This is a genomic window from Arthrobacter sp. SDR-2R (assembly GCF_057747955.1).
Genome location: NZ_CM173231.1, coordinates 1,401,327 through 1,424,853 on the forward strand (window position 1 = coordinate 1,401,327; position 23,527 = coordinate 1,424,853).

The following is a 23,527-nucleotide window of genomic DNA, read 5'->3' on the forward strand; positions in this document are numbered from 1 at the left end:
GGCTGTCCCTCCTTCCGATCTGTCCATGCTGTTCAACGTACCTCAGACGGGTTCAGTTTCAGGCGCCGGAGCAGCTGGGCGTTCAGGGCCACCACGATGGTGGACGCGGACATCATCACAGCCCCGGCAGCCGGGGACAGAACCACCCCGGCGAACGCCAGGACGCCCGCGGCCAGCGGCACGGACAGGATGTTGTAGCCCGTGGCCCACACCAGGTTCTCCCACATCTTGCGGTAGCTGGCCCGGGACAGGTCCACCATGGACAGCACTGCGCGCGGATCGTTCCCCGCCAGCACCACGCCCGCCGATTCCATGGCGACGTCGGTTCCGGCGCCAATGGCGATGCCCACCTCCGCGCGTGCCAGCGCCGGCGAGTCGTTGACGCCGTCGCCCACCATGGCCACCTTCAGCCCGCGGCCCTGCAGCTCGGCCACCTTCTTGTCCTTGTCCGCGGGCAGGACCTCGGCGAACACTTCGTCAATGCCCAGGTCCGCCGCCACGGCCTGCGCCACCTGGTGCGCATCACCGGTGACCATGGCCACCTTGACGCCCCTCCGCTGCAGGGCGGACACAGCCTGCCGCGACTCCGGCCGCACCGCGTCCTCCATGCTCACGGCACCCAGGACCGCGCCGCCGTCGACAACGTGGAGCACGGCGGCTCCGCGGTCCATCCACGCCCGGGTGCTTGAGGCCAGGGCCTCGGGTTCGACGACGCCGAGCTCGCGCAGGAGCGCAGGCCCGCCCACGTGCACGGTGCGGCCGTCCACGCTGGCCCGGACGCCCCGGCCCGGCAGCGAGGTGAAACCGGTGGCTTGGGGCAGTGGCAGGCTCCGGGCCCTGGCGGCGCGGACGATGGCCCGCGCCACGGGGTGCTCGCTGTCCGACTCGACGGCGGCGGCGAGGGCCAGCACGGCGTCCGCCTCGACGCCGCCGGCCACGGCAACGTCCTTCAGCTCCGGCTCACCGGTGGTCAGCGTGCCGGTCTTGTCGAACAGGACCACGTCGATGGTGCGCATCCGTTCAAGCGCCATCCGGTTCTTGATCAGCACCCCGGCCCGGGCCGCCTGCTCCGTGGAAATGGCGATCACCAGGGGTATCGCCAGACCCAGAGCGTGCGGGCAGGCGATGACCAGGACGGTGACGGTGCGGGTGACGGCGTCTGGAACGCTTCCCAGCAGTGTCCAGGCGATGAAGGTCAGGACACCGGCGCCGGCGGCGAAGTAGAAGAGGAAGGCCGCTGCGCGGTCTGCCAGTGCCTGGGCACGCGACGACGACGCCTGCGCCTCTTCCACCAGCCGCTGGATCCCGGCCAGGGCGGTCTGGTCGCCCACGGCGGTGACGCGCACCCGGACACTGCTGTCCGTGGCCACGGTTCCGGCCACCACCGGGTCGCCGGCGCCGCGTGCCACGGTTTTGGATTCCCCCGTGATCATGGACTCGTCGAACTCAGCCTGCCCGTCCACCACGGTTCCGTCCGCGGGCATGCGGGCGCCGGGGCGGACCAGGACCAGGTCGCCGGTCTTGAGGTGGGAAACGGGGACGGTTTCCGTGCCGCTGTCCGTAATGCGTTCGGCCTCGTCCGGCAGCAGAGCCGCGAGGGCATCCAGGGCGCCCTGCGCCGACCCGAGGGCACGCATCTCGATCCAGTGGCCCAGCAGCATGATGGCCACCAGCAGCGCCAGCTCCCACCAGAAGTCCAGGTCGAAGCCGCCGATGCGCAGGCTGGTGACCCAGGAAGCGGCAAAGGCCACCGTGATGGCCATGCCGATCAGCAGCATCATTCCCGGAGCGCGGTCCTTGAGCTCCTGCAGGCCGCCTTTGAGGAACGGCTGGCCGCCGTACAGGAAGATGACGGTGCCCAGGACCGGCGGGATCCAGGCGGAACCGGGGAACTCGGGCGGCATGTAGCCCAAAAGGTCGCCCATCATGGGGCTGAAATAGACCACCGGAACGGCCAGGACCAGCGTCAGCCAGAACCGGTCCTTGAACATGGCTGTGCTGTGCCCGGCGTGCTGGCCGTGCGTGTGGACGGTATGGTCGTCGTCGCTGTGGCCGCCGTGTTGTCCATGCCCGGCGCCGTGCGCCGGCGGCTGGGTCAGGGTTCCGCTGGGTGGCTGGTGATGGTCGTGCGGGCCGCCCTGGTGCTGCATGTCGTGATGGTCCTGCATCATTCCTCCTTCGAGGAAGCCGCTGCCAAGCGATCGGAATTTCCGACGGCGGCAGGGCGCTTTTGTGCCTCAGGCGCGGGCAGGGTGGTGGCCGGTTCCGCGGCGCCGGCAGGGGCGCAGCAGCTGCAGCCGGAGGAGGCGAGGGGGAGCTCGGGGCGGTTCCCGGTGTTCATGTCAGTTCCAATCCGTTGAGGGAATCAAGGGGCGCTGGGGTTGAACGGCTGTGAAGGCCGGTGTGGGCACCAGCCGGGACATACCACTTCACTGACAACACCACCAATATACCCCCTAGGGGTATAAGTGGCAAGGGTCCCTACTCTATGTGTCCGCTGCATCCATAGGGCATCCCGCCCTACCTTCCGGCGCGCGGGGCGACCATACTGGGAGTAGTGACGAGAGCCCGCTCCCATAGGGGGGGGGGCTGGCCGGTGTGCGGGAGGGTGGACCTGTGATGGAGCTCAGCAACCTATACACGTATTCGAGTGCGCTCAGAGACAGTGAAAGCGATGCGGGCATCTTCAGGGTGGAGATGGGGCCTGCAGGCCCAACCTTCCACTGGTCGGACGGGATGTTCCGGCTGCACGGCTACCAGCGCGGCGATGTTGTCCCCAGCATGGAACTGATCTTGTCCCACAAGCACCCGGATGACCGGGAGCGGTGCGAGGAGATCCTGGCGCAGGTATCGACCACCGGCGGGTTCTTCTGCATGTACCACCGGATCGTCGATGCCCGCGGCCGGACCAGGCGTGTGCTCACCTCCGGCGAGGCGATCCTGGCCGCTGATGGAACGCTGGCGGCGTTCGAAGGCGTGACGGTGGACCTCAGCCGGACGCTGCAGCGCGAAACTGAAGAGGCGACGCGCGAGGCCGTGGTGGGTGCCACCGCAACCCGCACGTTGATCGACCAGGCCAGGGGCATCCTCATGGGGCAGCTGAAGCTCGGCTCCGACGACGCCTTCCAGATGCTGGTCAGCACCAGCAGCCACCGCAACGTCAAGCTGGTGGTGGTGGCAGCGGAGTTGGTGCAGCTGGCCAACTCCCCGGAGGCGCGAACTTACCTCGACCGGGCCGTGCGGGCCATCCAGTTGAACGGCCGGGCAGAACGCATGAACGGCCGGGCAGACCGCACTGGAGGCCGCCGCGCCGGGTAGCCGGTACCCGGTAGGATATGGGGAGGTGCGCCGGGAAGTCTGGTCGGCATGGATTTGCCGAACCCGGATTTAAGGACGCCTTCATGACCTCCACCCCGCCCACGCCCAGCAGGAACAAGTTTTTCGGCTCCACCGTCTTCGCCCGCGGCAGCTACGCCGAAGCCCTGCGCATCGGGGAGATCCTCCGCAAGGAAACCGTGGGTGGAGCCCTCCTGGTCCTGGCTGCCGTGATTGCCCTCATCTGGGCCAACTCCCCGGCGTCGGACAGCTACTTTGCCCTCCGGGATCTCAGGGTGGGCTATGGGCCGTGGCACCTGGACCTGAGCCTGGGGGCCTGGGCAGCGGACGGGCTGCTGGCCATCTTCTTCTTCCTCGTGGGCCTGGAACTCAAACGCGAATTCGTTGCCGGCGACCTGCGGCAAGTCAGCAAGTCCATCGTGCCCGTGGCGGCCGCCGTGGGCGGCGTGGCTGTCCCGGCGGTGATTTACGCCGTCGTCAACCTCGCCAGCCCGGAAACGCTGCGCGGCTGGGCCATCCCCACCGCAACGGACATTGCCTTTGCCGTGGCGGTCCTGGCCATCATCGGATCCCACCTCCCCAGCGCCCTGCGGATCTTCCTGCTGACGCTGGCCGTGGTGGATGACCTGATTGCCATCACCATCATCGCGTTCTTCTACTCCAGCGACATCCAGGCCGCGCCGCTGCTCCTGGCCCTCATCCCGCTGGCCGTCTACACCTTCCTGGCCCAGAAGTACCGCCGGTTCTTCGGCCGCCACGCAGTTGCAGCCTGGCTGATCCTGCTGCCGCTGGGTGCCGCGACCTGGGCGCTGGTGCACGCCTCCGGAATCCACGCCACCGTGGCCGGGGTACTCCTGGGCTTCGCCATTCCCGTGATCCGGTCCCGGGCCTCCGGCGGCCCGGAGGCAGGGCCCGGACTGGCCGAGATCTTCGAGCACCGGTTTCGTCCGATTTCCGCCGGCGTGGCCGTTCCCATCTTCGCGTTCTTCTCCGCCGGCGTGGCCGTTGGCGGGTGGGAGGGCCTGGGCTCGGCCCTGACGGACCCGGTGGCGCTGGGTATCATCCTGGGCCTGGTCCTGGGCAAGCCGGTGGGCATCATGGGCACCACGTGGATCCTGACCAAGGCCACCAGGGCCAGCCTGGACAGCTCCTTCAAATGGATCGATGTGTTTGGCGTGGCGCTGCTCGCAGGGATCGGGTTCACCGTGTCCCTGCTGGTGGCGGAGCTCAGCTTCGGCCATGGCAGCCTCCATGACGACCACGCCAAGGTGGGCATCCTGGCTGCGTCACTGATCGCCGCGCTGCTGGCCACGGCTGTGCTGCGGACCCGGAACCGGCAGTACCGGGTCGCCGAAGAGCTTGAGAGGGTGGATTCGGACCACGACGGCGTCCCGGACGTCTACCAGGAACGCACCTGACCCTTCGCCGGGCTTCAGGCGGGGGCGAGTGGTTTTGCCTGGGTCTTGGCTGATACCTGGGTTCCCGTTTCGGCGGGGGCTTCCACGTGGCGGATCTCCAGGGCCTCGGGGTCCAGCAGCTTGCGGGTGCCGGTGCGGGCGTCCAGGATCCAGAAGAGTTCCAGGTGCGGGACGACGTCCGTCACCCGTCCCTTGTGGAAGAGCCTGCCGCGGTGCCATGCCTCAATCTGGTCCCCGATGCGGAGCTGGGCGGTACGTACTCCTTGTGCCTCCATGTGGGCTGCCTCCTGCTGTTGTATCCCCGTAAGCACAGCTTGCCCTGACGAGGTTGCCGGAGTGTTTCCGCCCGGTGTTTTTTCTGTGTCAGCAGGGGCGGGCGCACCGATCAGAAGCTTGTTCGTCCATCTGTGCCCTGTAGCTTCGGATGGGCGGACAAGCTTCTGATACGCAGCTGAGCGCGGCAGGCCGGAGCTCAGTCCTCGATCGGGAACGCGACGGCTTCGCCCACAACCCGCAGGCACAGCTCCATGCCGGGCCGCGCGATCGACGCGTTCCAGTGCCGGATGGTGATCACTTCGCCGCCGCCGGGGTAGCGGTGGTCGGCGTGCTCTGCCACTTCCTGGGGCACGTTCAGCTTCAGCCGCACCGTGGTTTCGGGCCCGAAGTAGTCGGTGTCCACCACCACGCCGCGGATGGGGCCGTCTTCGGCGATGCGGATCTGTTCCGGCCGCAGCATCAGCTGCACCCGTCCCTGCGCCGGCGGCCTGCGCACCGGGATGCCGCCCAGGGAACAGGTGGCCAGGGACCCTTCCAGCCAGGCGTCCAGGATGACGGCGTCGCCCAGGAATTCAGCGGTGGCGCGGTCTGCGGGGCGGGTGTACACCACAAAGGGGTTGCCGATCTGGGCCAGCTTGCCGCCGCGCATCACGGCCACTTGGTCGGCGAAGGAGAGGGCCTCGGCCTGGTCGTGCGTGACCAGGATGGTGGTGACGCCGGCCTCGGCCAGCACCTTGGCCACGGCGCGGCGGGTGGCCACGCGGAGCCCGGCATCCAGGGCGGAGAAGGGCTCGTCCAGGAGCATCAGCTCCGGTTCACGGGCCAGCGCCCGGGCCAGGGCAACCCGCTGCTGCTGGCCGCCGGAGAGCTGGTGCGGCCGGCGCTTGGCCATGGCGGCATCCAGGGACACCATTTCCAGGAGTTCGGCAACGCGTGCTGCCACGGCCCGCCTGCCGCCTTCAAGCTTTGCCGCATCAAGGCCGAAGGCAACGTTCTGGCCAACGGTGAGGTGCGGGAACAGGGCACCGTCCTGCGCCACGTAGCCGATCTGGCGCTTGTGCGCCGGCAGCCAAGCGCCCTCACCCGCCACCAGGGTCCCGTTCAGCGAGATGCTGCCGGTGTCCGGATGCTCAAACCCGGCGATCAGGCGCAGGAGCGTGGTCTTGCCGGAGCCTGACGGTCCCACGATGGCGGTGGTTCCGCCCTTGGCCACGGACAGGTTGACGCCCCTCAGGACCGCCTGCGATCCGAAGTTCTTGGTGACGTCCGTGATCTGCAGGTGGCTGTTGGTGGTTGCGGCCACGGAGGGTGCCACCCGCGGCTCGGGCAGCCTGCGGGTCGATGGTGCTGTCACTGTCCGGCTACTTTCTTGGACTGTTGGAAGAGGAGATAGGTCATGGGTGCGGAAAGCAGGATCATCAGCAGGGCATAGGGTGCGGCGCCGGCGTAGTCGATTTCGCTGCTCTTGCTCCAGAACTCGGTGGCCAGGGTCCGGGTGCCGTTGGGGGACAGGAGCAGCGTGGCGGTGAGTTCGTTGGCGATGGCCAGGAACACCAGGGCAGCCCCGCCCGCGGCGGCCGGAGCCGTGAGCCGCAGGGTGACACGGATGAAGGCCAGCAGCGGCGGCTTGCCCAGCGCCTGTGCCGCCTCGTCGAGTTCCTTGGGCGCCTGTGCCAGGCCGGCCCGGAGGTTCACCAGGGCCCGCGGAAGGAACAGGAGAACATATGCGGCCACCAGCACTCCCGCCGTCTGGTAGATCCCCGGTACCAAGCGGATGCTGACTGTGACGAAGGCCAGGGCCACCACGATGCCGGGCATGGAGCTGGTGACATAGTTGGACAGTTCCAGGGACTTGCTGAACCAGCCGGGCCTCCGGACCGCGAGGTAGGCCATGGGGAAGGCGACCACGATGGTGGCTGCGGCGCCGAGGAGCCCGTACCAGAACGTGGCAAGGAGTGCGGGGAGGAATTCGGTGGCGGTCCAGGCCTCGGCCCCGCCGGCCAGGATCCACTTCAGCACGTAGAACAGCGGGAGGCCGAACGCCAGGGCGGTCAGCGCCAGCAGGAAGAGCTGGGCGGGGACGTGGTAGGCATGCAGGGGGAGCCGCAGGGCCTTGGCCTGCACGCCTGAACCGATCCTCGCGTAGCGTGCCGTGCCGCGGCCGCGGACTTCGGCCACCAGCAGCAGCAGGCAGAAGAACACCAGCACGCTGGCCAGCATGTTCCCGGCGGCGCCGTTGAACGTGGACCGGTACTGGGTCATGATCGCGGTGGTGAAGGTGTCGAAGCGGATCATCGCGAAGGCGCCGTATTCGGCCAGCAGGTGCAGCCCCACCAGCAGCGCGCCGCCCGTCAGTGCGATCCGCAGCTGGGGGAGCACCACCCGGAAGAAGGCCCGCCAGGCGCCCAGTCCCAGCGCGGCGGCCGACTGCTCTATGGCCGGGTCCAGCCGGCTCAGGGTGGCTGCCGCCGGAATGTAGACCAGCGGGAAGTAGGAGAGGGTGGAAATCAGGATCCCCGAGCCCAGGCCGCCCAGCGACGGGATGGCCGACACCCAGGCGTAGCTGTTCACGAACGCCGGGACGGCCAGCGGCGCGGCCAGCAGGACTGCCCAGATTCGGTGGCCGCGCAGTTTGGTCCGTTCCACCAGCCATGCCCCTGCCACGCCAAGCAGCAGGCACAGCGGGATGGTGGCAGCCATCAGGAGCAGGGTGTTCAGCAGCAGTTCGCCCACCCGGGGCCGCAGGATGAGGCCGACGGCGGTGTCCCACCCGGTTGCCACCGTCATGTAGGCCACGTACCCCAGCGGGATGAGGGAGAAGAGGGCGATCAGCACCGCCACGACGGACACCGCGGAAACGCCGAAAGGCGGGCGGGGGCGTGTGCCCCGGCCCGCCGTCGTCGTGCTCCGCCGTGGGGGAGCCGATAGATCGGAGGTCACGGAATTACAGTAGTCCTGCCTGGGTCATCAGATCGCTGACCTTCTGGGAGTTGAGTTTCGCAGCGTCCACCTTGGGGGCCTGCAGGTCCTTGATGGGAACCAGCTTGTCGTTGGCAGGCACATCAGAGCCGATGGCGTACTCGAAGGACGTGCCGTTCTTCAGGACTTCCTGCCCCTTCTTGCCGGTGATGAACTTCAGGAAGGCCTGCGCGGCTGCAGCGTTCTTGGACGACTTGAGCACGCCGCCGCCGGAGACGGACAGGAAGGCGCCCGGGTCCTCATTCTTGAAGTAGTAAGGCGTGACGTTGTTGGAGTTCTCGCCGGTCTTGGCCTGGTCGCCGTAGTAGTAGTAGTGGTAGATCAGCGCGGCATCCACTTCACCGGCGTTCACTGCCTTCATGGCCGTGCTGTTGCCCTTGTACGCCTTGGAGTTGTCCTTCATGGCCTTGAGCCAGTCCTCGGTGGCGGACTCGCCCTTCAGTTCCAGCAGTGCGGAGACAATGGCCTGGAAGTCCGCGCCGGTGGGCGACGCAGCCCAGCGGCCCTTCCATTCGGGCTTGGCCAGGTCAAGCATGGACTTGGGCAGCTGGTCCTCGGTGAGCTTGGTCTTGTTGTAGACCAGGACGGTGGAGCGTGCGGCGATGCCCGTCCACTTCCCGGTGGAGGGGGTGAATTCGGAGGGGACCTGGGCCAGGGTGTCCTTGTTGACGTCGGCGAACAGGCCGGCGTTCTCCACCTGGGTCATGGCGGGGGAGTTTTCGGTGAGGAACACGTCCGCGGGGGACGCCTGGCCTTCCTGGATGATCTGGTTGGACATCTCCGTGTCATCGCCCTGCCGGAGGGTCACCTTGATGCCGGTTTCGGCCGTGAAGGCATCCACCCATTCCTTGGTGAGGCTCTCGTGCTGGGCGTTGTACACCGTAATCCCGCCCGCGGCGGCGCCGCCGGAAGCGGAAGACGAGCCGTTGCCGGCGGGGGTGGCGCCGCCGCAGGCGGTCAGGCCAAGAGCGGCGGTGGCGGCGAGTGCGATGCCGGCCAGCGCGCTGTTGCGGATCTTCATTGAGGCTGCTTTCGGTGGGGAAAAAGTCTGCTTGAACCTAAGTCCTGATGGGCGCCGGTAAACGGTGCCTATGTCAGGAAACTGTAGGGTAGGCAAACCTAAGCTCCAAGCCGGAAAGCGCTTTAAGTGATGAGGTTCACATCAATTACGCAAACAAGGCGTGACGTAATTCTGATGGTCCGCTAGGTGTTCGGGTTGGGGTCGTGGACGTCGTGCTCCCCGATGTCCGCGGCACCCAGGAGGCTCTCCCCGGGGGCGTTTTCGGACGGGTGGAGCCGGACGCTCAGCTCCGGGTGGTGCAGGTCCAGGGCGGGACGTTCCGAACGGATCCGGGGCAGCGAGGTGAAGTTGTGCCGCGGCGGCGGGCAGGAGGTGGCCCACTCCAGCGAAGCGCCGAAGCCCCAGGGATCGTCCACGGTGACCTTCTTGCCGGCGCGCCAGGTGATGTAGACGTTCCAGAAGAACGGGATGAGGGACGCGCCCAGGAGATACGACCCGATGGTGGAGAACTGGTTCATTCCGGTGAAGTTGTCCTCCGGCATGTAGTCCGCGTACCGGCGGGGCATGCCCAGGACACCCAGCCAGTGCTGGATGAGGAACGTGGCGTGGAAGCCCAGGAACAGCATCCAGAAGTGGATCTTGCCCAGGCGCTCGTTGAGCATGGTGCCGGTGAACTTGGGCCACCAGAAGTAGAACCCGGCGAACATGGCGAACACCACCGTGCCGAACACCACGTAGTGGAAGTGCGCCACTACGAAGTAGGTGTCCGAGACGTGGAAGTCCATGGGCGGCGAGGCCAGGATAATCCCGGTGAGGCCGCCGAACAGGAACGTGGCCAGGAACCCCATGCTCCAGAGCATCGGCGTTTCGAAGGTCAGCGACCCGCCCCACATGGTGCCGATCCAGTTGAAGAACTTCACGCCGGTGGGCACCGCGATGAGCATGGTCATGAAGGCGAAGAACGGCAGGAAGATCGCGCCGGTGACGTACATGTGGTGGGCCCACACCGTCACGGACAGGGCTGCGATGGCGATGGTGGCGTACACGATGCCCTTGTAGCCAAACAGGGGTTTGCGGCTGAAGACCGGGAAGATCTCCGACACGATGCCGAAGAACGGCAGCGCAATGATGTACACCTCCGGGTGGCCGAAGAACCAGAACAGGTGCTGCCAGAGGATGGCGCCGCCGTTGGCCGGGTCGAAGATGTGGGCCCCGAACTTGCGGTCCGCGCCAAGCGCGAACAGGGCGGCGGCCAGCGGCGGGAACGCCATGAGCACCAGGATGGCGGTGACGAGGGTGTTCCAGGTGAAGATGGGCATCCGCCACATGGTGAGCCCCGGGGCGCGCATGCAGATGATGGTGGTGATGAAGTTGACGGAGCCCAGGATGGTGCCGAAGCCGGACAGTGCCAGGCCGAAGACCCACAGGTCCCCGCCGATGCCCGGGGTGAACGTCGTGTTCGACAGCGGCGCATAGGCGAACCAGCCGAAGGACGCTGCGCCCTGCGGGGTGATGAAGCCGGACACCGCGATGGTGGAGCCGAACAGGAAGAACCAGAAGGCCAGCGCGTTCAGGCGCGGGAAGGCCACGTCAGGGGCGCCGATCTGCAGCGGCATGATCACGTTGGCGAACCCGGCAAACAGCGGGGTGGCGAACATCAGCAGCATGATGGTGCCGTGCATGGTGAACAGCTGGTTGTACTGTTCCTTGGTCTGCAGGATCTGCATGCCGGGCTCGAACAATTCGGCACGGATCAGCAGGGCCATCACGCCCCCGGCGCAGAAGAACACGAAGGACGAGATCAGGTACATGTACCCGATGGTCTTGTGGTCGGTGGAGGTGATCCAGTTGACGATGATGGTGCCTTTGGAGCGCCGGACCACTGCCGGTGCGGCCGTGGCTGCGGTTCCGCCCATTCTTTGGCCTGTGGTGGTCATGTTCGGTGCCCTCCTTTACTGTGCTGCGTCCGGGGCCTGCGGTGACGGGGCCGACATCGGTGCCCTGTTGTAGTCGGCGCCCAGGTTGCCCGTGTTGCCCTTGGCCTTCAGGTCCGCGATGTGGCTGTCATACTCCTGCTGGCTGACCACCCGGACCTTGAAGAGCATCTCGGAGTGGTACTCGCCGCAGAGTTCGGCGCACTTGCCCATGTATTCGCCCACGCGGTTGGGGGTGATGTTGATGTAGGGGTTGTACTGTTCGTGGCCCGGATACAGGTCGCGTTTCTGCAGGAAATCCACCACCCAGAAGGAATGCTGCACGTCGCGCGACTGCAGGTGCAGTTCCACTTTCTTGCCCACCGGCAGGTAGAGGGTGGGCAGCCGGTCCGGGGTGCCCCAGTCGCCGGTCAGGTGGGCCTGCTGTCCGGCGTCCTCGTGGACCTGTTCCTTGACATAGTTGAAATCCCAGGACCACTGCTTGCCGAAGACGTCGATCACCACGTCCGGGTTGGGGTAGCGTGCATCGATGGCCCGCTGTTCCCGGTCCGTGAAGACGAACAGGACGCCGATGACGATCAGCGGGATGGCCAGGTAGAACACTTCCAGCGGAAGGTTATAGCTCAATTGCGCGGGGAACCCTACGGTGTTCTTCCGGCGCCGGTAGGCAACGATGACCCAGATCATCAGTCCCCAGGTGATGATGCCCACCACCAGTGCAGCGATCCAGGAGTTGACCCACAGGTCCGTGATCAGCGCGGTGTTGTTGGTGGTGTCACGGTTCCCGGGCAGGAAGCCGCGGGACACTTCGGCGGAGCAGGAGGCCAGCAGCGGCAACACACCAAGGCCAGCGCCCAGTCCTGCCAGGCGCCGCATGCTTTGGTTTTTGAATGGTTTCCTACCCACCTGTGGTCCCTCCGGCATGCTCCAGAAGCCCAACTGCATGAGCCCACTGCTGGCCCCGGGACCAGCAGTTGTGTGCCCCACCCTACGCCGGGGCGGATGCTGATGGGAAGAGGTTTTCGGGTGGCTGCGCTAGCGGCTGCCGGCCCAAACGGACACTGCTCCCGAATGGCCGGTCACGATGCTTTGGTACACCAGGAACAGTCCCGCCAGTACGCCCAGCACCGAGGTGGCGGGGAGCAGCCAGCCGGACTCCAGGAGCCCGCGGAGACCGTGGAAAGCGGGTCGGCGTGTCAGGAGCGTAGGGAAGGCTGCGGTGATCTGGGCACCCACGGCCACCAGGAACAACACTGTGACGTAGCGGAGGAAACTCCCCTGGTGGGCGTGCTCCTCAACCAGTTGTGACGCGCCCCTGGCCTTTTCCAGCTGTTCCCCCGCTTCGGCGGTAAGGACGGACAGCGGAACCAGCAGCAGTGCCAGGACTCCCATGGGCCAGGCCAGGTAACGCCTGGTGCGCCGGAGCAGGGCGAAAACCACTGCCGAGACCCCGGCCAGCGGAGCCAGGACCACCACGCCGTGGATCAACAGAATATGGGCCGGAAGGCCGGCGATCTCCAGCACGGGAAACTCCTGATCAGTAGCGGGCAGCGGAATGTGGGAAGTGGCTGGGTTCGAGAAGGGCTAGGCGATGCCGGTGGTGCCCAGGAGGCTTCCCACTGCGAACGTGAAGGCCATGGCAAGCGCCCCGCCAACCACCAGCCGGATGGTGGCTTTGCGCTTGGAGCTGCCGCCGATTTTGGCGCTGACGGTGCCGGTCAGCGCGAGCGCCAGGATGACGGCGACGAACGTGACCGGGATGCGCGCCCCTTCGGGCGGGAAGATGATGGCCAGCATAGGCAGCACGGCGCCGACGGTGAACGCGATGGCGGAGGCGAAGGCTGCGTGCCAGGGGCTGACCACTTCCTCTTCGTCAATGTTCAGTTCGGCAGACAGGTGTGCCTTCAGTGCGTCCTTTGCCGTCAATTCTTCGGCAACTGTCCGGGCCGTGGCTTCGCTGAGTCCCTTTGCCTGGTAGATGTGCGCAAGCTCTGCCAGTTCGCCGTCGGGATCGTCCCTGAGCTCCTGGCGTTCCTTTTCGATCAGTGCCCGCTGGCTGTCGCTTTGGCTGCTCACGGAAACGTATTCGCCCAACGCCATGGACACGGCGCCGCCCACCACCGCCGCGGTGCCTGCCACCAGGATTGGCGCGAGGTCGTTGGTCACCCCGGCCACGCCCACCACAGTTGCCGCCACGGAGACGATGCCGTCGTTCGCGCCCAGGACACCGGCCCGCAGCCAGTTCAGGCGGGATGCCACGCTGCTGTCGTGCGGTTCGTTGCGGCTCAGCTTGAGAGTTTCAGACATGCTGGCAGTAAAGCACTGCAGGGACCCCTCTGCCACGAAGGTTTGCATCCCCTAACCACACGGGCATGCCTGGTGCAGACCCTGTACCAACTGCAATCCTGGGCGTACCTTAAAACAAATAAGTTTACTTACTAGTCCTGAAAAGCAGGATCCAGGCCTGGGCGCTCCAAGAGCAGGCAACGGGAGGAGGACGACGGCGATGGACACCTACGGCAATGACGGCAATGGAGGCGCGGGCGCAGGCAGGCGAACGTTCGGCGTCGAGGAGGAGCTGCTCCTGGTGGACCCCGCAAACGGGGAAGCCGTGCCGATGGCCGGAGCACTCCTGAACCTGTACGTCCGCCCCCTGCAGGCCGGAGCCGGGCCCGTCCTGGCCGCTGAGTTCCAGCAGGAAATGATCGAGGTGGTCACCCCGCCCCACGCCACCCTGGCACGGCTGGAACAGGACATCATTGCCGGGCGGGGTATCGCCCGGCAGGCGGCAGGGGACATCGGCGTCAGGGTGGCCGCGTTGGGCACCTCGCCGCTCCCGGCCGACCCGCATCCCGTACAGCTCCGGAGATTCAGGGCAATGACGGAGGAATACGGGCTGACCGCCAGGGAACAGCTCACCTGCGGGTGCCACATCCACGTTTCGGTGGAGTCGCCGGAGGAAGCCGTGGCCGTGCTGGACCGGATGCGTATCTGGCTGCCGGTGCTTATCGCGCTCAGCGCCAACTCACCGTTCTGGCACGGCCAGGACAGCGGCTACGCCAGCTACCGCTCCCAGGTCTGGAACCGCTGGCCCTCGGCCGGTCCGCTGGACATCCTGGGGACCCCGGACGCCTACCACCAGCTGGTGCACGACATGGTGAGCACCGGCGTCGCCCTGGACGAGGGCATGGTCTACTTCGATGCCCGCCTCTCGCGGCACTACCCCACAGTAGAGATCCGCGTGGCCGACGTGTGCCTGCGGCCGGAGAACACCGTCATGCTGGCGGGAATTGCCAGGGGCCTGGTGGAAACGTCCGCGCGGGAATGGCGCGAGGGCATCGGGCCGGTGTCGGCGCCCTCGGCGCTGCTTCGGCTGGCCGCCTGGAAAGCAAGCCGGTGGGGGCTGCGGGGAGAACTGCTGGACCCGCACACGCACCGCCCGGCGTCCGCGCTCGCCGTCGTGAATTCCCTGCTGAACCACATCCGTGGGGCGCTGGAAGACATGGGTGACCTGCCCCGGGTGGAGGCCCTGGTGGACGCGGTACTCAACACCGGCACCGGCGCCGTGCGGCAGATGGAGGTGCTGCACCGCACCGGCGACCTGGAGCAGGTAGTACAGGATGCGGCTGACTGCACTGCCGGCTCCTCCTAGGAGCCGCGTCCTGGACGCAGGCGTCAGTAGGTGGTGGCGTTGGGCAGGATCAATGGCGGCAGCGGTGTCTGGTTGAAGTCGAAGGCGTTGGCCAGATCGCCCAGTTGCGGGTTGTTCTCCCGGACCCCGGGGCGGTTGTCGGGCCGGCCGTCGGTGGCGGGGTCGATCCTTTCGCCGCCCAGGAAATCGTCCTCGATGAATTTGAAGTAGGCGTCCTGGCTGAGGATCTGATGGTCGATGTAGCCCTTCTTCGCGTAGGGGCTGATGACCATGGCGGGGACGCGCAGGCCGTAGCCGCTGTTGTCCACCGCAGGTGGCTGGACATGGTCATAGAACCCGCCCCAGTCGTCCCAGTTCAGGAAGATGGCGGTGCTGTCCCAGTCCGGACCGCTCATGATCGCGTTGACCAGCCCGGCAACATACTGCTGGCCGGTGCTGACCTTGGCCGGGGGATGTTCGCTGACCTCGTCGCTGGGTGCCACCCAACTGACGGCCGGCAGCCTGCCCTGCCTGGCGTCGTCGTAGAAACCGGCAAGCGGTTTGATGTTGCCTTGCTCGCCGTCCTCCTTGACCGTGTCGAAGTACGGCAGCGGATTCCACCGCCCCGGCGTTTCGGCATCCTGCTCAACGGGGGCGCACGTGGCGGCATCGTTGCGGCAGTCCGGCTCGGTGCCGCTGAAGACGTAGTAGGCCCACGGCACATTGTGTTTGTGGAGCAGGTAGGTCAGGTCGGTCCAGGCGTAATTGGGCTGTTTCAGGTTCTTGGCTGCTGCTGCCAGCTTCTCCTTCAGCGCGGCCGGGAATGGTGCTGCGTCGACGGCGGCCTTGCAGGTGGCGTAGGAATCGGTGCGTTTGCAGCTGGCCGTTGCCAGCTGCTGGGTTTGGACGGCAAGGTCGGGGCCACTGCCTGCCTCCCCGAGGGCGTCGCGGCAGGTCTGCAGGTCCTGGTCTGCCTGGCATTCGCCGATCAGGCTGTCATCGAACTCCGCCTTTTCAGGTTCATTGTCCAGGCCATCCAGTGCATCCACGCACGACGACGGCTCCCCGGGCTTCGTGCACTTGGCCGACCACTCGGACACCATGTAGAGGTGGGCCTGCAGGCTTCCGGCTGCGGCGGAGGTGAACATGTGGTCCTGAAGCACGAAATTGTCGGCGTATGTCCAGTAGGTTGGCAGCTGTTTTCGGTCGTGGTAGCCCATCACGTCGGTGCGCCTGGTCTTGTACGTGCAGTCGGTGGCGGTCGCCTCGCAATGGGCAATGCCCTTTTCCGCCTGGGCCACGAACCCGTCCATGGCACCGTTGTTGATGTCTGCCGCCGCGTCGGCCGGACTGTGCGGGCCGCCGTCGTTGCTGTCTGATGAATCGTAGAACGGCGCAACGCAACCTCCGCGCGCCGGGTCCGGCAGGCAAACGGCAGGCTTGCCGTCCTGCATGGGAATGCCGTCGGCACCCGGGTAGGTGCCGAAGTAGCTGTCGAAGGACCTGTTCTCCTGGGTAATGATCACCACGTGCTTGATCTTGGAGATCCCTCCGTTGGTTCCGGACGAGGTCCCGGGGCGCAGGGCAACGGGAACCACGACGGCGAGCAGCACCAGGGCCGCCACGGTCAAGGCGGCGGCCGGGACACCGGGCCGTCGTCCCTGCCCCGGGAAGCCCATCTTAGGAAGCCTGCCGGAAGACATCGCCGCCAAAGGCCTGCACGCCGGGGTCGCCGGCCATCCCGAGCCGCGGCAGGTGGAAGATGTCCTCCATGGTGGCCAGCAGGCTGTAGTGGTTGTACGGCTGGTCCGATGTGGCCCCTGCCGGGCTGAACGGGGACAGCACCAGGGCACCCACCTTACCGCCGGCTGCACCGCCTCCGGGGCTCCCGGCGTCTCCGGCGGACGGCCCGGCCGTGTCGCCCTCGGCCTCGTCGAACGTGATGACCAACACGCCGTCCTGCTTGTATGCGGGGGAGGACAGGATGGCCGGCACATGGGCCTTAAGCCACGAGTCCACGGCCCTCAGTCCGCCGCGGGTGCCGTCGGCGCAGGATTCGTCATGCCCGTCGTGGCAGAGGTTGGGCGTGATGTAGGCAAGGTTTGGAGTGGTGGCTGCGGATTTCAGGTCTTTTGCCAGCGCCGAAAAGTTCACCACGTTCTTCACGCAGTCCGGGGACGACGTGATGGCGTGGAAGTAGACGAAGGGGTTGTGGTGCGTGGAGTACATCTCGTCGGCGGTCGCCCGGATGTGGTTGTCGGGTTCGCCGGGGGCCGGGTGCTCACAGGGCTGCTGCATGTCCTCCATGTACCCCTTCCACGTCTTGCCAGACGCGCTCAACTGCCCGGCGATGGTCTGCGCCTGGTCCGGGTAGAGGCAGCCGTTGCCCTGCAGGGTTCCGTCCCCGTCGCTGCCCGTGGTGTTGAACTCCGTGTAGGTGCGGCAGTCCTGCTCCGTATTGTCGTTGGGCCGCTGGCCGGAAATCTGGGCCAGGTAGTTGGGCAGCGAGTTGTGGGCGATGCCGTAGTAGTTCTGCAGCAGCACGCCCTTCTTCCGGAGGGTTCCGGACAGGTAAGGCGCGGCGGAGTTGCCACCCCACACGGAGTCGTAGCTCTTGTTCTCCAGGTTGATCACGAATACGTGCCCGGGGGCTCCGGCGGCCGTGGGGGTGCCCTGCGGATCGACGGCGGTGCCTGGGGTCTCTGTGGGTGTTGGTTCCGCCTCGGGGCTTTCGGATGGCGTGGCGCTTTGGGAATCGGGAGGCGATGCCGGTGCTGGACCCTGGCAGGCCACGAGCCCGAACAGCAGCAGGGCCAGCAGTGGCAGCAGCGCGGGTGAGGGCCGCCGCCGAACAGCGGTTGAGCGGGCTGATATTCGGTACACACGCGGCCCCTGTCGTCGGTCTCTACAGCGCCCCAGCGTTGACGCCACTCTTGCATACAGATGCCGAGTTGTGCAGGGGCAATCGCTGTGAGTTGGCAGTGAATCAGGTTCCGGGTTGCCGCCGGTTGCCGGGTTCAGGTGAACTTTCGGCGGTATACGGCGGCGGCGACTGCGCTGGCTGCCACGAGAAGTCCCGCCAGCCAGGCCAGGGCCGTCCAAATGCCGCTGCCCACGGCTTCCTGCGCCAGCAAGGCACGGATGGCATCGACGATGGACGTCACCGGCTGGTTCTCGGCGAACCAGGCCACCGGGCCGGGCATGGAACCGGTGGGAACAAAAGCGGAGCTGATGAACGGCAGGAAAATCAGCGGGTAGCTGAAACCGCTGGCCCCGTCCACGGTTTTCGCCAGCAGCCCGGCGATCACGGCGATCCAGGTCAGTGCCAGCGTGAAGAGGGCGAGGATTCCGACGACGGCGAGCCAGGCGGCCACGGAGGCTCCGCTGCGGAATCCCATCAGCAGCGCAACGCCCACCACGGCGGCCAGTGCCCCGAAGTTGGCGGCCAGTGACGTGAGCACGTGGGCCCACAGGACGCTGCCCCTGGCCACCGGCATGGAGGTGAACCGTTCGAATATGCCGCCCTGCAGGTCCAGGAACAACCGGTAGGCGGTGTAGGCGACGCCGGACGAGATGGTGATGAGCATGATCCCGGGGAGCAGGTAGTTGACGTACGGGCCGCCGGAGCCGGTGTTGATCGCGCCGCCGAACACGTAGACGAACAACAGCATCATGGCCACCGGTGTGACGGCGGTGGTGATGATGGTGTCCGGGCTGCGCAGGATATGGCGGAGCGAGCGTCCGGCCAGGACCCGTGTGTCGCTGAGGATATGGGTGGTCATGGCATTTCCTTTCGTGCGCCGGTGGTGCTTTCGGAGCCGTCCTTGGCCGGGTCCCCGACGAGGGCGAGGAAGACGTCCTCCAGCGAGGGCTGCTTCTCGACGTATTCCACCGTGGCGGCCGGAAGCAGCCGCTTGAGTTCGGCCAGGGTTCCGTTCCTGATGATGGTGCCCTGGTGCAGGATGGCTATCCGGTCGGCCAGGTGTTCGGCCTCCTCGAGGTACTGCGTGGTGAGCAGCACCGTGGTTCCGCGGGCAGCAAGTTGGCGCACGGTCTGCCAGACGTCAAGGCGGGCCTGCGGGTCCAGGCCGGTGGTGGGCTCGTCCAGGATGATGACCGGCGGGCTGCCAACCAGGCTCATGGCGATGTCCAGTCTCCGGCGCATCCCGCCGGAGTAGGTGGACACCCTGCGGTTCCCGGCCTCGGTGAGGGAAAACCTGGCAAGGAGCTGGCCGGCAATCTCCCCAGGGCTCCGCAGGTGCCGCAGCCTGGCCATCAGCACCAGGTTCTCCCGCCCGGTCAGCACGTCGTCCACCGCGGCGAACTGGCCTGTGAGGCTGATGGAGCCGCGCACGCCCTCCGGCTCCGCGCCGGCGTCGTACCCGTTCACCAATGCGGTGCCCGCATCCGCCCGCAGCAGCGTGGACAGGATGCGCACCAGCGTAGTCTTCCCGGCGCCGTTGGAGCCCAGGAGCGCGAAAATGCTTCCCGGCGCCACGTCGAAGTGGACGCCCCGCAGAACGCGCAGGCCCTTGAACGACTTTTCGATGCCCTGTACCCGGATGGCGGGTGCCGGGGCCTGGTCATGGGTCATGGCCGGTCCTTTCCCGTGGCGGTGGTCAGGCGCCGTCGGCGGCGGCCCTGTTGATGGAGTCCGTCAGGCGCTGCCGCTCCTTGTTGATCCACTGGCCGTCGGAGTAGTTGCTGATGAAGGTTTCCGCGAACTCCACCGGATCGTCCCCCACGATGTCCCGAATGGCCGTACCGTCAGCGGCGGCCCCTTCCACCAGGTCCGCCAGGTCTTCGAGCATTTGCATGAGGACGTCGCCCTTGACGATGGCCCCGGCATAGGTGAAATAGCGCTCAAGGGCGTCAATGGTGGTGCGGTAGCTGCCGGGCAGCTGCTCTTTGCGCGCCTTGTACTGGCGCCAACGCTTTTTGTCGTCGAACGGGCCGGTGACTTTCTCGATCCATCCCTGCGTCATGGTTGTTCTCCTTGTTCCTGTGGCTGGTTCTTGTTGTGGTGGAGGTGCTCTATCCGTTCGGCGATGAAGCTCCAGGTGCTCCAGAACTCGTCCAGGTAGGCGCTGCCTGCCGTGTTCAGTGTGTAGACCTTGCGGGGTGGCCCCTTTTCGGATGGGACCTTTGCGACGTCCACGAGGCCGCGCTGTTCTATGCGGACCAGCAGCGCGTACACCGTGCCCTCGACAATGTCGGCGAAGCCCTCCTCCCGCAGCCGGGCCGTTATTTCGTACCCGTAGGCGGGCTGCGCGGCGAGGATGGCAAGGACGATGCCCTCCAGGGTGCCCTTGAGCATCTCGGTCATTTGCTTGCCCATTGGGGACTCCTCATTGCTACTTAGTGGTGCTGACTACCAGTAGATAGTAACACTGAGTACCAGGACCGCAAGGGCCTCGTAGGTCTTTCTGCCCTAGCACCCCGCTGTTGCCGGGCGTTGACTTAAACCGCGGGAAGCTGGGGCCTGCGGGGCGGTTGCGCACAAGGCGTTCCGCCCGCAACAGAAAGGAAAATTCAGTGAAAAAGTGGTATCGGTGGCAGGACTACGTGACGGTCGCCGCCGGTCTCTTCACCGCTATCGCGGTCCTGTGGACGCGGCAGCAAAGCATGTCCACCACCCTGATGCTCCTCTTCGGCGGGCTCCTGGTGGTCAGCGGCGTCATCAACCTGGCCATGCCGGGAATGCCGGCGATGGAATGGGCACAGGCCGTGCTGGCCGCTGCGCTGGTTGTCTCGCCGTTTGTGGGGACCTACACGGGCGCGACGGGGGCAGCCTGGACATCATGGATTGCCGGGGCAGTAGCGCTGGTGGTCACCGCGGTGGCCATTAAGCCCAGCACGGAAGCCCATCACAATCTCCGCATCTCGCATTAGCGGAGGCATCCGCCATGACTGAAGTGCTGCGTTACGAAGTGGGCTCCGGAACAGTGCTGGTTGAGACTGCGGACGACAGCTACGGCGTGGACCATCCTGCCCGCAATGAACAGGGGATCCTGGACACAGGCAGGCGGCTGGAAGACGCTCTTGCCAGCGTCCGCCCGGCTGCCCGCGCAGCACTGGAGGCCATGGCGGAACTCACCCCCGAACAAATAGAGATCGAGTTCGGGGTGAAGCTCGCGGGGGACGCAGGGGCGGTGATTGCAAAGAGCAGTTCCGACGCCCATTTTGTCCTTCGAATGTCCTGGAGCCCGGCGGCTGGAGCCCTGCCCGGGGAAGAAATCACGCATAACGGGTGATGGCTATGGTTGCGTTTCATGACAGGTCCGACGCCGGGCGGCGGCTGGGTAAACGGCTCGCCCCCCTGCGCGGAAAGGACGTTGTGGTGCTGGGACTGCCCCGGGGCGGCGTGCCGGTGGCGTTCGAGGTAGCCAAGGCCCTGGACGCGCCGCTGGATGTGATCGTGGTGCGGAAACTGGGGGTTCCGTTCCAGCCCGAGGTGGCCATGGGAGCCATCGGGGAGGGCAATGTCCGGGTCCTGGATCCGCGCACCATTTCCATGGCCCGGGTGACCCAGGAGGACCTGCAGCAGGTTGAACGGCATGAACGCGCCCTGCTGGAAAGCAGGGTGGCGAGGTTCCGCCAGGGGCGCCGGCGCATCGACCTCACCGGCCGCACGGCCATCATCGTGGATGACGGCATCGCCACCGGCTCCACCGCCAGGGCGGCCTGCCAGGTGGCCCGGCAACTCGGTGCGGCAAGAGTCATCCTTGCCGTTCCTGTTGCCCCCGCCCGCGCCGTCGTGGAGCTCAAGGAACCGGACGACGTCGTCTGCCTGCTTTCACCCCAAAACTTCCAGGCCGTGGGCTACTACTACCACGACTTCTCGCCCACGGAGGATGGCGAGGTGGTGCAACTGCTCGACGCCGCCGCTTCCCCGCCCCGCCACCGCGCCGAGGAAGGGGAAGACGGGAGCCTGGAAGAGAATGTTGAGATTCCGGCGGGAACGGTGACACTGCGGGGCAGCCTCTACCTGCCCGCCAGGTGTGACGGCACGGTCCTCTTTGCCCACGGCAGCGGCAGCAGCCGGCACAGCCCGCGCAACCGCTTCGTGGCCTCCGTCCTGCATGGGGCCGGCCTTGGCACCCTGCTCCTTGACCTGCTCACACCCCAGGAGGAGGTGAACCGGGCCAACGTGTTCGATATCGCCCTGCTGGCCCAGCGCCTCTCCTCCGCCACCCATTGGCTGGAAGCGCGCCACGACGGGTCCGCCGGCCGGATCGGCTACTTCGGCGCGAGCACCGGGGCAGGCGCCGCTCTGTGGGCTGCAGCCGAGCCCGGCGCCCAGGTTGAGGCCGTCGTCTCCAGGGGCGGCCGGCCGGACCTTGCCGGGCCGCGGCTTCCCGCCGTGAAGGCCCCCACCCTGCTGATCGTGGGCGGGGCGGACACCCAGGTGCTGGCCCTCAACCGCCAGGCCATGGCGCAAATGCATGCCCCCACGCGGCTGGAGATCGTTCCCGGGGCCACCCACCTGTTCGAGGAACCGGGCACCCTGGCCATGGCGGCCACCCTGGCCGCGGACTGGTTCCGGCAGTACCTCCTGCCGTCCCCGGTGGGGCGCGCCCGGCCGGAGGCCAGGGAATGACGGCGGCCCAGGGCCACCGGGATGAACACGGCGGGGAACGGGCGGCGGAAGAAGCCCAAATCCGCAGCCTCGCCCACCCGCTGGCCACCGCCGACGACCTCGAACCGCTGGTCCGCCTCGCCGCCCCGGCCCGTTTCGTGTGCCTGGGCGAGGCATCCCACGGCACCCAGGAGTATTACCACTGGCGGGCGCTGCTGAGCCGCCGGCTGATCGAAGAGTACGGCTTCACCTGGATCGGTGTGGAAGGCGACTGGCCGGACTGCTGGCGCATCAACCGCTGGGTCCGGGGGGAATCCGGACAGGAGATGGACGCGCGCCGGCTGCTGGCCGGATTCGAACGGTGGCCCACGTGGATGTGGGCCAACCACGAGGTGGCCGAATTCCTCACCTGGCTGCGCGAATGGAACCTCCGCCTGCCCGAACACCAGCGGACGGGCTTCTATGGCCTGGACGTCTATTCGCTGTGGGACTCGCTGCGGGAAATCTTCGCCTGGCTGGAGGCCAACGCCGCCGACGCCCTCCCGTCCGCCCTGCAGGCCTGGCACTGCTTTATCCCGTTCCGGGAGGACCCGCAGCGGTATGCCATGAGCAACCGGCTGGTGCCGCAGTCCTGTGAAGCGGACGTGGTGGCATTGCTGGCGGAAGTCCGGCGGCGGACGCTGGGCCGGATGCAGGACGATCCGGCGGCCTTCGACGCCATCCAGAACGCCATCGTGGCCACCAACGCCGAGCGCTATTACCGGACCATGGTGCGCGGCGACCAGCAGTCCTGGAACATCCGCGACCACCACATGAGCGACACCATCGAACGCATCGCCGCCCACCACGGGCCGGCATCCAAAGGGCTGGTGTGGGCGCACAACACGCACGTCGGCGACGCGCGGGCCACGGACATGGCGCTTGACGGCATGGTCAACGTCGGCCAGCTGGTCCGCCAGCGCCACCCGGGACAGGTGGTGCTGGCCGGGTTCGCGTCCTACTCCGGGTCCGTTACGGCCGCCGAATCCTGGGGTTCGCCGGAGTGGACCATGGATGTTCCGGCCGCAGTGCACGGGAGCCACGAGGACCTCCTCCACGAGGCGCTGGGCGAACCGTCGGTGCTGGTGTTCGGGCCGGAGCGGGCCGGGCGGTGGCTGACGTCCTGGCGCGGGCACCGGGCCATCGGCGTGGTGTACAACCCACGCCGGGAGAGGGGCAACTATGTGCCCACCCGGATGGGCGACCGTTACGACGCGCTGTTCTGGCATCCGCGGACCGAGGCCCTGCGGCCGCTGCACCACGAGTACCAGCCCGGCGAACCGGAGCTCGAAACCGAGCCCTCGGGGTTCTAGC

General features: G+C 66.9%; 22 protein-coding genes. 7 read left to right on the forward strand and 15 right to left on the reverse strand.

The genetic code is table 11. The features are described 5' to 3' along the window. Positions 1-32: 32 nt before the first annotated feature. Complete coding sequence (locus tag AC3ANU_RS06465; protein WP_488315950.1) at positions 33-2,168, reverse strand: heavy metal translocating P-type ATPase; 2,136 nt, start codon at positions 2,166-2,168, stop codon at positions 33-35. Positions 2,169-2,619: 451 nt separating this feature from the next. On the opposite strand from AC3ANU_RS06465, the gene AC3ANU_RS06470 reads away from it, so the two are divergent. Then, entirely contained in the window at positions 2,620-3,318 is a 699-nt protein-coding gene (locus AC3ANU_RS06470) for a PAS and ANTAR domain-containing protein (protein WP_488315951.1), read from the forward strand. An 83-nt stretch (positions 3,319-3,401) separates the two neighbouring features. Then, a complete protein-coding gene (nhaA, locus tag AC3ANU_RS06475) occupies positions 3,402-4,754 on the forward strand; it encodes a Na+/H+ antiporter NhaA (protein WP_478222958.1) in 1,353 nt (450 codons plus the stop codon). Positions 4,755-4,768: 14 nt separating this feature from the next. Here the strand turns inward: nhaA and AC3ANU_RS06480 are convergent, their stop codons facing one another. The 8 genes from AC3ANU_RS06480 to AC3ANU_RS06515 form a co-directional block, all read right to left on the reverse strand. After that, positions 4,769-5,029 carry a hypothetical protein gene (locus tag AC3ANU_RS06480; RefSeq protein ID WP_018768825.1) on the reverse strand — a complete coding sequence of 87 codons (261 nt, stop codon included), beginning with the start codon at positions 5,027-5,029 and terminating at the stop codon, positions 4,769-4,771. 197 nt (positions 5,030-5,226) lie between these two features. Further along, the gene (locus tag AC3ANU_RS06485; protein ID WP_186447816.1) at positions 5,227-6,384 is read right to left on the reverse strand and encodes an ABC transporter ATP-binding protein; all 1,158 of its coding nucleotides are present in this window, start codon (positions 6,382-6,384) and stop codon (positions 5,227-5,229) included. After that, positions 6,381-7,970 carry an ABC transporter permease gene (locus AC3ANU_RS06490; RefSeq protein WP_488315676.1) on the reverse strand — a complete coding sequence of 530 codons (1,590 nt, stop codon included), beginning with the start codon at positions 7,968-7,970 and terminating at the stop codon, positions 6,381-6,383. Before AC3ANU_RS06490 ends, AC3ANU_RS06485 begins: the two co-directional genes overlap by 4 nt. A 4-nt stretch (positions 7,971-7,974) precedes the next feature. Then, positions 7,975-9,030 (reverse strand): iron ABC transporter substrate-binding protein, encoded by a 1,056-nt coding sequence (locus AC3ANU_RS06495; protein ID WP_018768822.1) that lies wholly within the window; start codon positions 9,028-9,030, stop codon positions 7,975-7,977. Positions 9,031-9,212: 182 nt separating this feature from the next. Then, complete coding sequence (gene ctaD / locus AC3ANU_RS06500; protein ID WP_186447817.1) at positions 9,213-10,967, reverse strand: aa3-type cytochrome oxidase subunit I; 1,755 nt, start codon at positions 10,965-10,967, stop codon at positions 9,213-9,215. Between the two features lie 15 nt (positions 10,968-10,982). Further along, positions 10,983-11,840, reverse strand: coding sequence for an aa3-type cytochrome oxidase subunit II (gene ctaC / locus AC3ANU_RS06505; protein WP_018768820.1), 858 nt, complete (start codon positions 11,838-11,840; stop codon positions 10,983-10,985). Between the two features lie 159 nt (positions 11,841-11,999). Continuing rightward, entirely contained in the window at positions 12,000-12,488 is a 489-nt protein-coding gene (locus tag AC3ANU_RS06510; RefSeq protein ID WP_488315677.1) for a hypothetical protein, read from the reverse strand. 60 nt (positions 12,489-12,548) lie between these two features. After that, on the reverse strand, positions 12,549-13,271 hold the full coding sequence (locus AC3ANU_RS06515; RefSeq protein WP_134164075.1) for a VIT1/CCC1 transporter family protein: 723 nt from the start codon (positions 13,269-13,271) through the stop codon (positions 12,549-12,551). Positions 13,272-13,470: 199 nt separating this feature from the next. Here AC3ANU_RS06515 and AC3ANU_RS06520 point away from each other — a divergent pair, with 199 nt between their 5' ends. Further along, positions 13,471-14,616: a carboxylate-amine ligase gene (locus AC3ANU_RS06520; protein ID WP_488315678.1), complete on the forward strand. Its 1,146-nt coding sequence runs from the start codon at positions 13,471-13,473 to the stop codon at positions 14,614-14,616. A gap of 23 nt (positions 14,617-14,639) precedes the next feature. Here the strand turns inward: AC3ANU_RS06520 and AC3ANU_RS06525 are convergent, their stop codons facing one another. From AC3ANU_RS06525 to AC3ANU_RS06550, 6 genes are all read right to left on the reverse strand, one after another. Further along, positions 14,640-16,274 carry a phospholipase C gene (locus AC3ANU_RS06525; RefSeq protein ID WP_056392752.1) on the reverse strand — a complete coding sequence of 545 codons (1,635 nt, stop codon included), beginning with the start codon at positions 16,272-16,274 and terminating at the stop codon, positions 14,640-14,642. A 1-nt stretch (position 16,275) separates the two neighbouring features. Then, entirely contained in the window at positions 16,276-17,478 is a 1,203-nt protein-coding gene (locus AC3ANU_RS06530; RefSeq protein WP_488315679.1) for an alkaline phosphatase family protein, read from the reverse strand. A gap of 134 nt (positions 17,479-17,612) precedes the next feature. Continuing rightward, positions 17,613-18,377 (reverse strand): ABC transporter permease, encoded by a 765-nt coding sequence (locus AC3ANU_RS06535; RefSeq protein WP_018768814.1) that lies wholly within the window; start codon positions 18,375-18,377, stop codon positions 17,613-17,615. Continuing rightward, a complete protein-coding gene (locus AC3ANU_RS06540; protein WP_488315680.1) occupies positions 18,374-19,189 on the reverse strand; it encodes an ABC transporter ATP-binding protein in 816 nt (271 codons plus the stop codon). The genes AC3ANU_RS06535 and AC3ANU_RS06540 overlap by 4 nt, the downstream gene beginning before the upstream one ends. 25 nt (positions 19,190-19,214) lie before the next feature. Further along, entirely contained in the window at positions 19,215-19,580 is a 366-nt protein-coding gene (locus AC3ANU_RS06545) for a DUF1048 domain-containing protein (RefSeq protein WP_018768812.1), read from the reverse strand. Then, a complete protein-coding gene (locus tag AC3ANU_RS06550) occupies positions 19,577-19,933 on the reverse strand; it encodes a PadR family transcriptional regulator (RefSeq protein WP_056392760.1) in 357 nt (118 codons plus the stop codon). Before AC3ANU_RS06550 ends, AC3ANU_RS06545 begins: the two co-directional genes overlap by 4 nt. A gap of 197 nt (positions 19,934-20,130) precedes the next feature. Between AC3ANU_RS06550 and AC3ANU_RS06555 the strand changes: the two genes are divergently transcribed. From AC3ANU_RS06555 to AC3ANU_RS06570, 4 genes are read left to right on the forward strand one after another with little or no spacing between them, the layout of a single operon-like run. Beyond that, on the forward strand, positions 20,131-20,487 hold the full coding sequence (locus tag AC3ANU_RS06555) for an SPW repeat domain-containing protein (protein WP_056392762.1): 357 nt from the start codon (positions 20,131-20,133) through the stop codon (positions 20,485-20,487). A 14-nt stretch (positions 20,488-20,501) separates the two neighbouring features. After that, entirely contained in the window at positions 20,502-20,849 is a 348-nt protein-coding gene (locus AC3ANU_RS06560) for a CU044_2847 family protein (RefSeq protein ID WP_018768809.1), read from the forward strand. Between the two features lie 5 nt (positions 20,850-20,854). Beyond that, entirely contained in the window at positions 20,855-22,195 is a 1,341-nt protein-coding gene (locus AC3ANU_RS06565) for a phosphoribosyltransferase (RefSeq protein ID WP_018768808.1), read from the forward strand. Beyond that, positions 22,192-23,526, forward strand: a complete 1,335-nt coding sequence (locus AC3ANU_RS06570) for an erythromycin esterase family protein (protein WP_488315681.1) — start codon at positions 22,192-22,194, stop codon at positions 23,524-23,526. Before AC3ANU_RS06565 ends, AC3ANU_RS06570 begins: the two co-directional genes overlap by 4 nt. Position 23,527 lies beyond the last annotated feature (1 nt).

Bases quoted from the DNA above. Each gene is read 5' to 3' on its own strand.
- AC3ANU_RS06465 (WP_488315950.1), bottom strand. From the start codon at position 2,168: ATGCAGGACCATCACGACATGCAGCACCAGGGCGGCCCGCACGACCAT.
- AC3ANU_RS06470 (WP_488315951.1), top strand. From the start codon at position 2,620: ATGGAGCTCAGCAACCTATACACGTATTCGAGTGCGCTCAGAGACAGT.
- nhaA (WP_478222958.1), top strand. From the start codon at position 3,402: ATGACCTCCACCCCGCCCACGCCCAGCAGGAACAAGTTTTTCGGCTCC.
- AC3ANU_RS06480 (WP_018768825.1), bottom strand. From the start codon at position 5,029: ATGGAGGCACAAGGAGTACGTACCGCCCAGCTCCGCATCGGGGACCAG.
- AC3ANU_RS06495 (WP_018768822.1), bottom strand. From the start codon at position 9,030: ATGAAGATCCGCAACAGCGCGCTGGCCGGCATCGCACTCGCCGCCACC.
- ctaD (WP_186447817.1), bottom strand. From the start codon at position 10,967: ATGACCACCACAGGCCAAAGAATGGGCGGAACCGCAGCCACGGCCGCA.
- ctaC (WP_018768820.1), bottom strand. From the start codon at position 11,840: ATGCGGCGCCTGGCAGGACTGGGCGCTGGCCTTGGTGTGTTGCCGCTG.
- AC3ANU_RS06515 (WP_134164075.1), bottom strand. From the start codon at position 13,271: ATGTCTGAAACTCTCAAGCTGAGCCGCAACGAACCGCACGACAGCAGC.
- AC3ANU_RS06520 (WP_488315678.1), top strand. From the start codon at position 13,471: ATGGACACCTACGGCAATGACGGCAATGGAGGCGCGGGCGCAGGCAGG.
- AC3ANU_RS06525 (WP_056392752.1), bottom strand. From the start codon at position 16,274: ATGGGCTTCCCGGGGCAGGGACGACGGCCCGGTGTCCCGGCCGCCGCC.
- AC3ANU_RS06535 (WP_018768814.1), bottom strand. From the start codon at position 18,377: ATGACCACCCATATCCTCAGCGACACACGGGTCCTGGCCGGACGCTCG.
- AC3ANU_RS06540 (WP_488315680.1), bottom strand. From the start codon at position 19,189: ATGACCCATGACCAGGCCCCGGCACCCGCCATCCGGGTACAGGGCATC.
- AC3ANU_RS06545 (WP_018768812.1), bottom strand. From the start codon at position 19,580: ATGACGCAGGGATGGATCGAGAAAGTCACCGGCCCGTTCGACGACAAA.
- AC3ANU_RS06550 (WP_056392760.1), bottom strand. From the start codon at position 19,933: ATGGGCAAGCAAATGACCGAGATGCTCAAGGGCACCCTGGAGGGCATC.
- AC3ANU_RS06560 (WP_018768809.1), top strand. From the start codon at position 20,502: ATGACTGAAGTGCTGCGTTACGAAGTGGGCTCCGGAACAGTGCTGGTT.
- AC3ANU_RS06565 (WP_018768808.1), top strand. From the start codon at position 20,855: ATGGTTGCGTTTCATGACAGGTCCGACGCCGGGCGGCGGCTGGGTAAA.
- AC3ANU_RS06570 (WP_488315681.1), top strand. From the start codon at position 22,192: ATGACGGCGGCCCAGGGCCACCGGGATGAACACGGCGGGGAACGGGCG.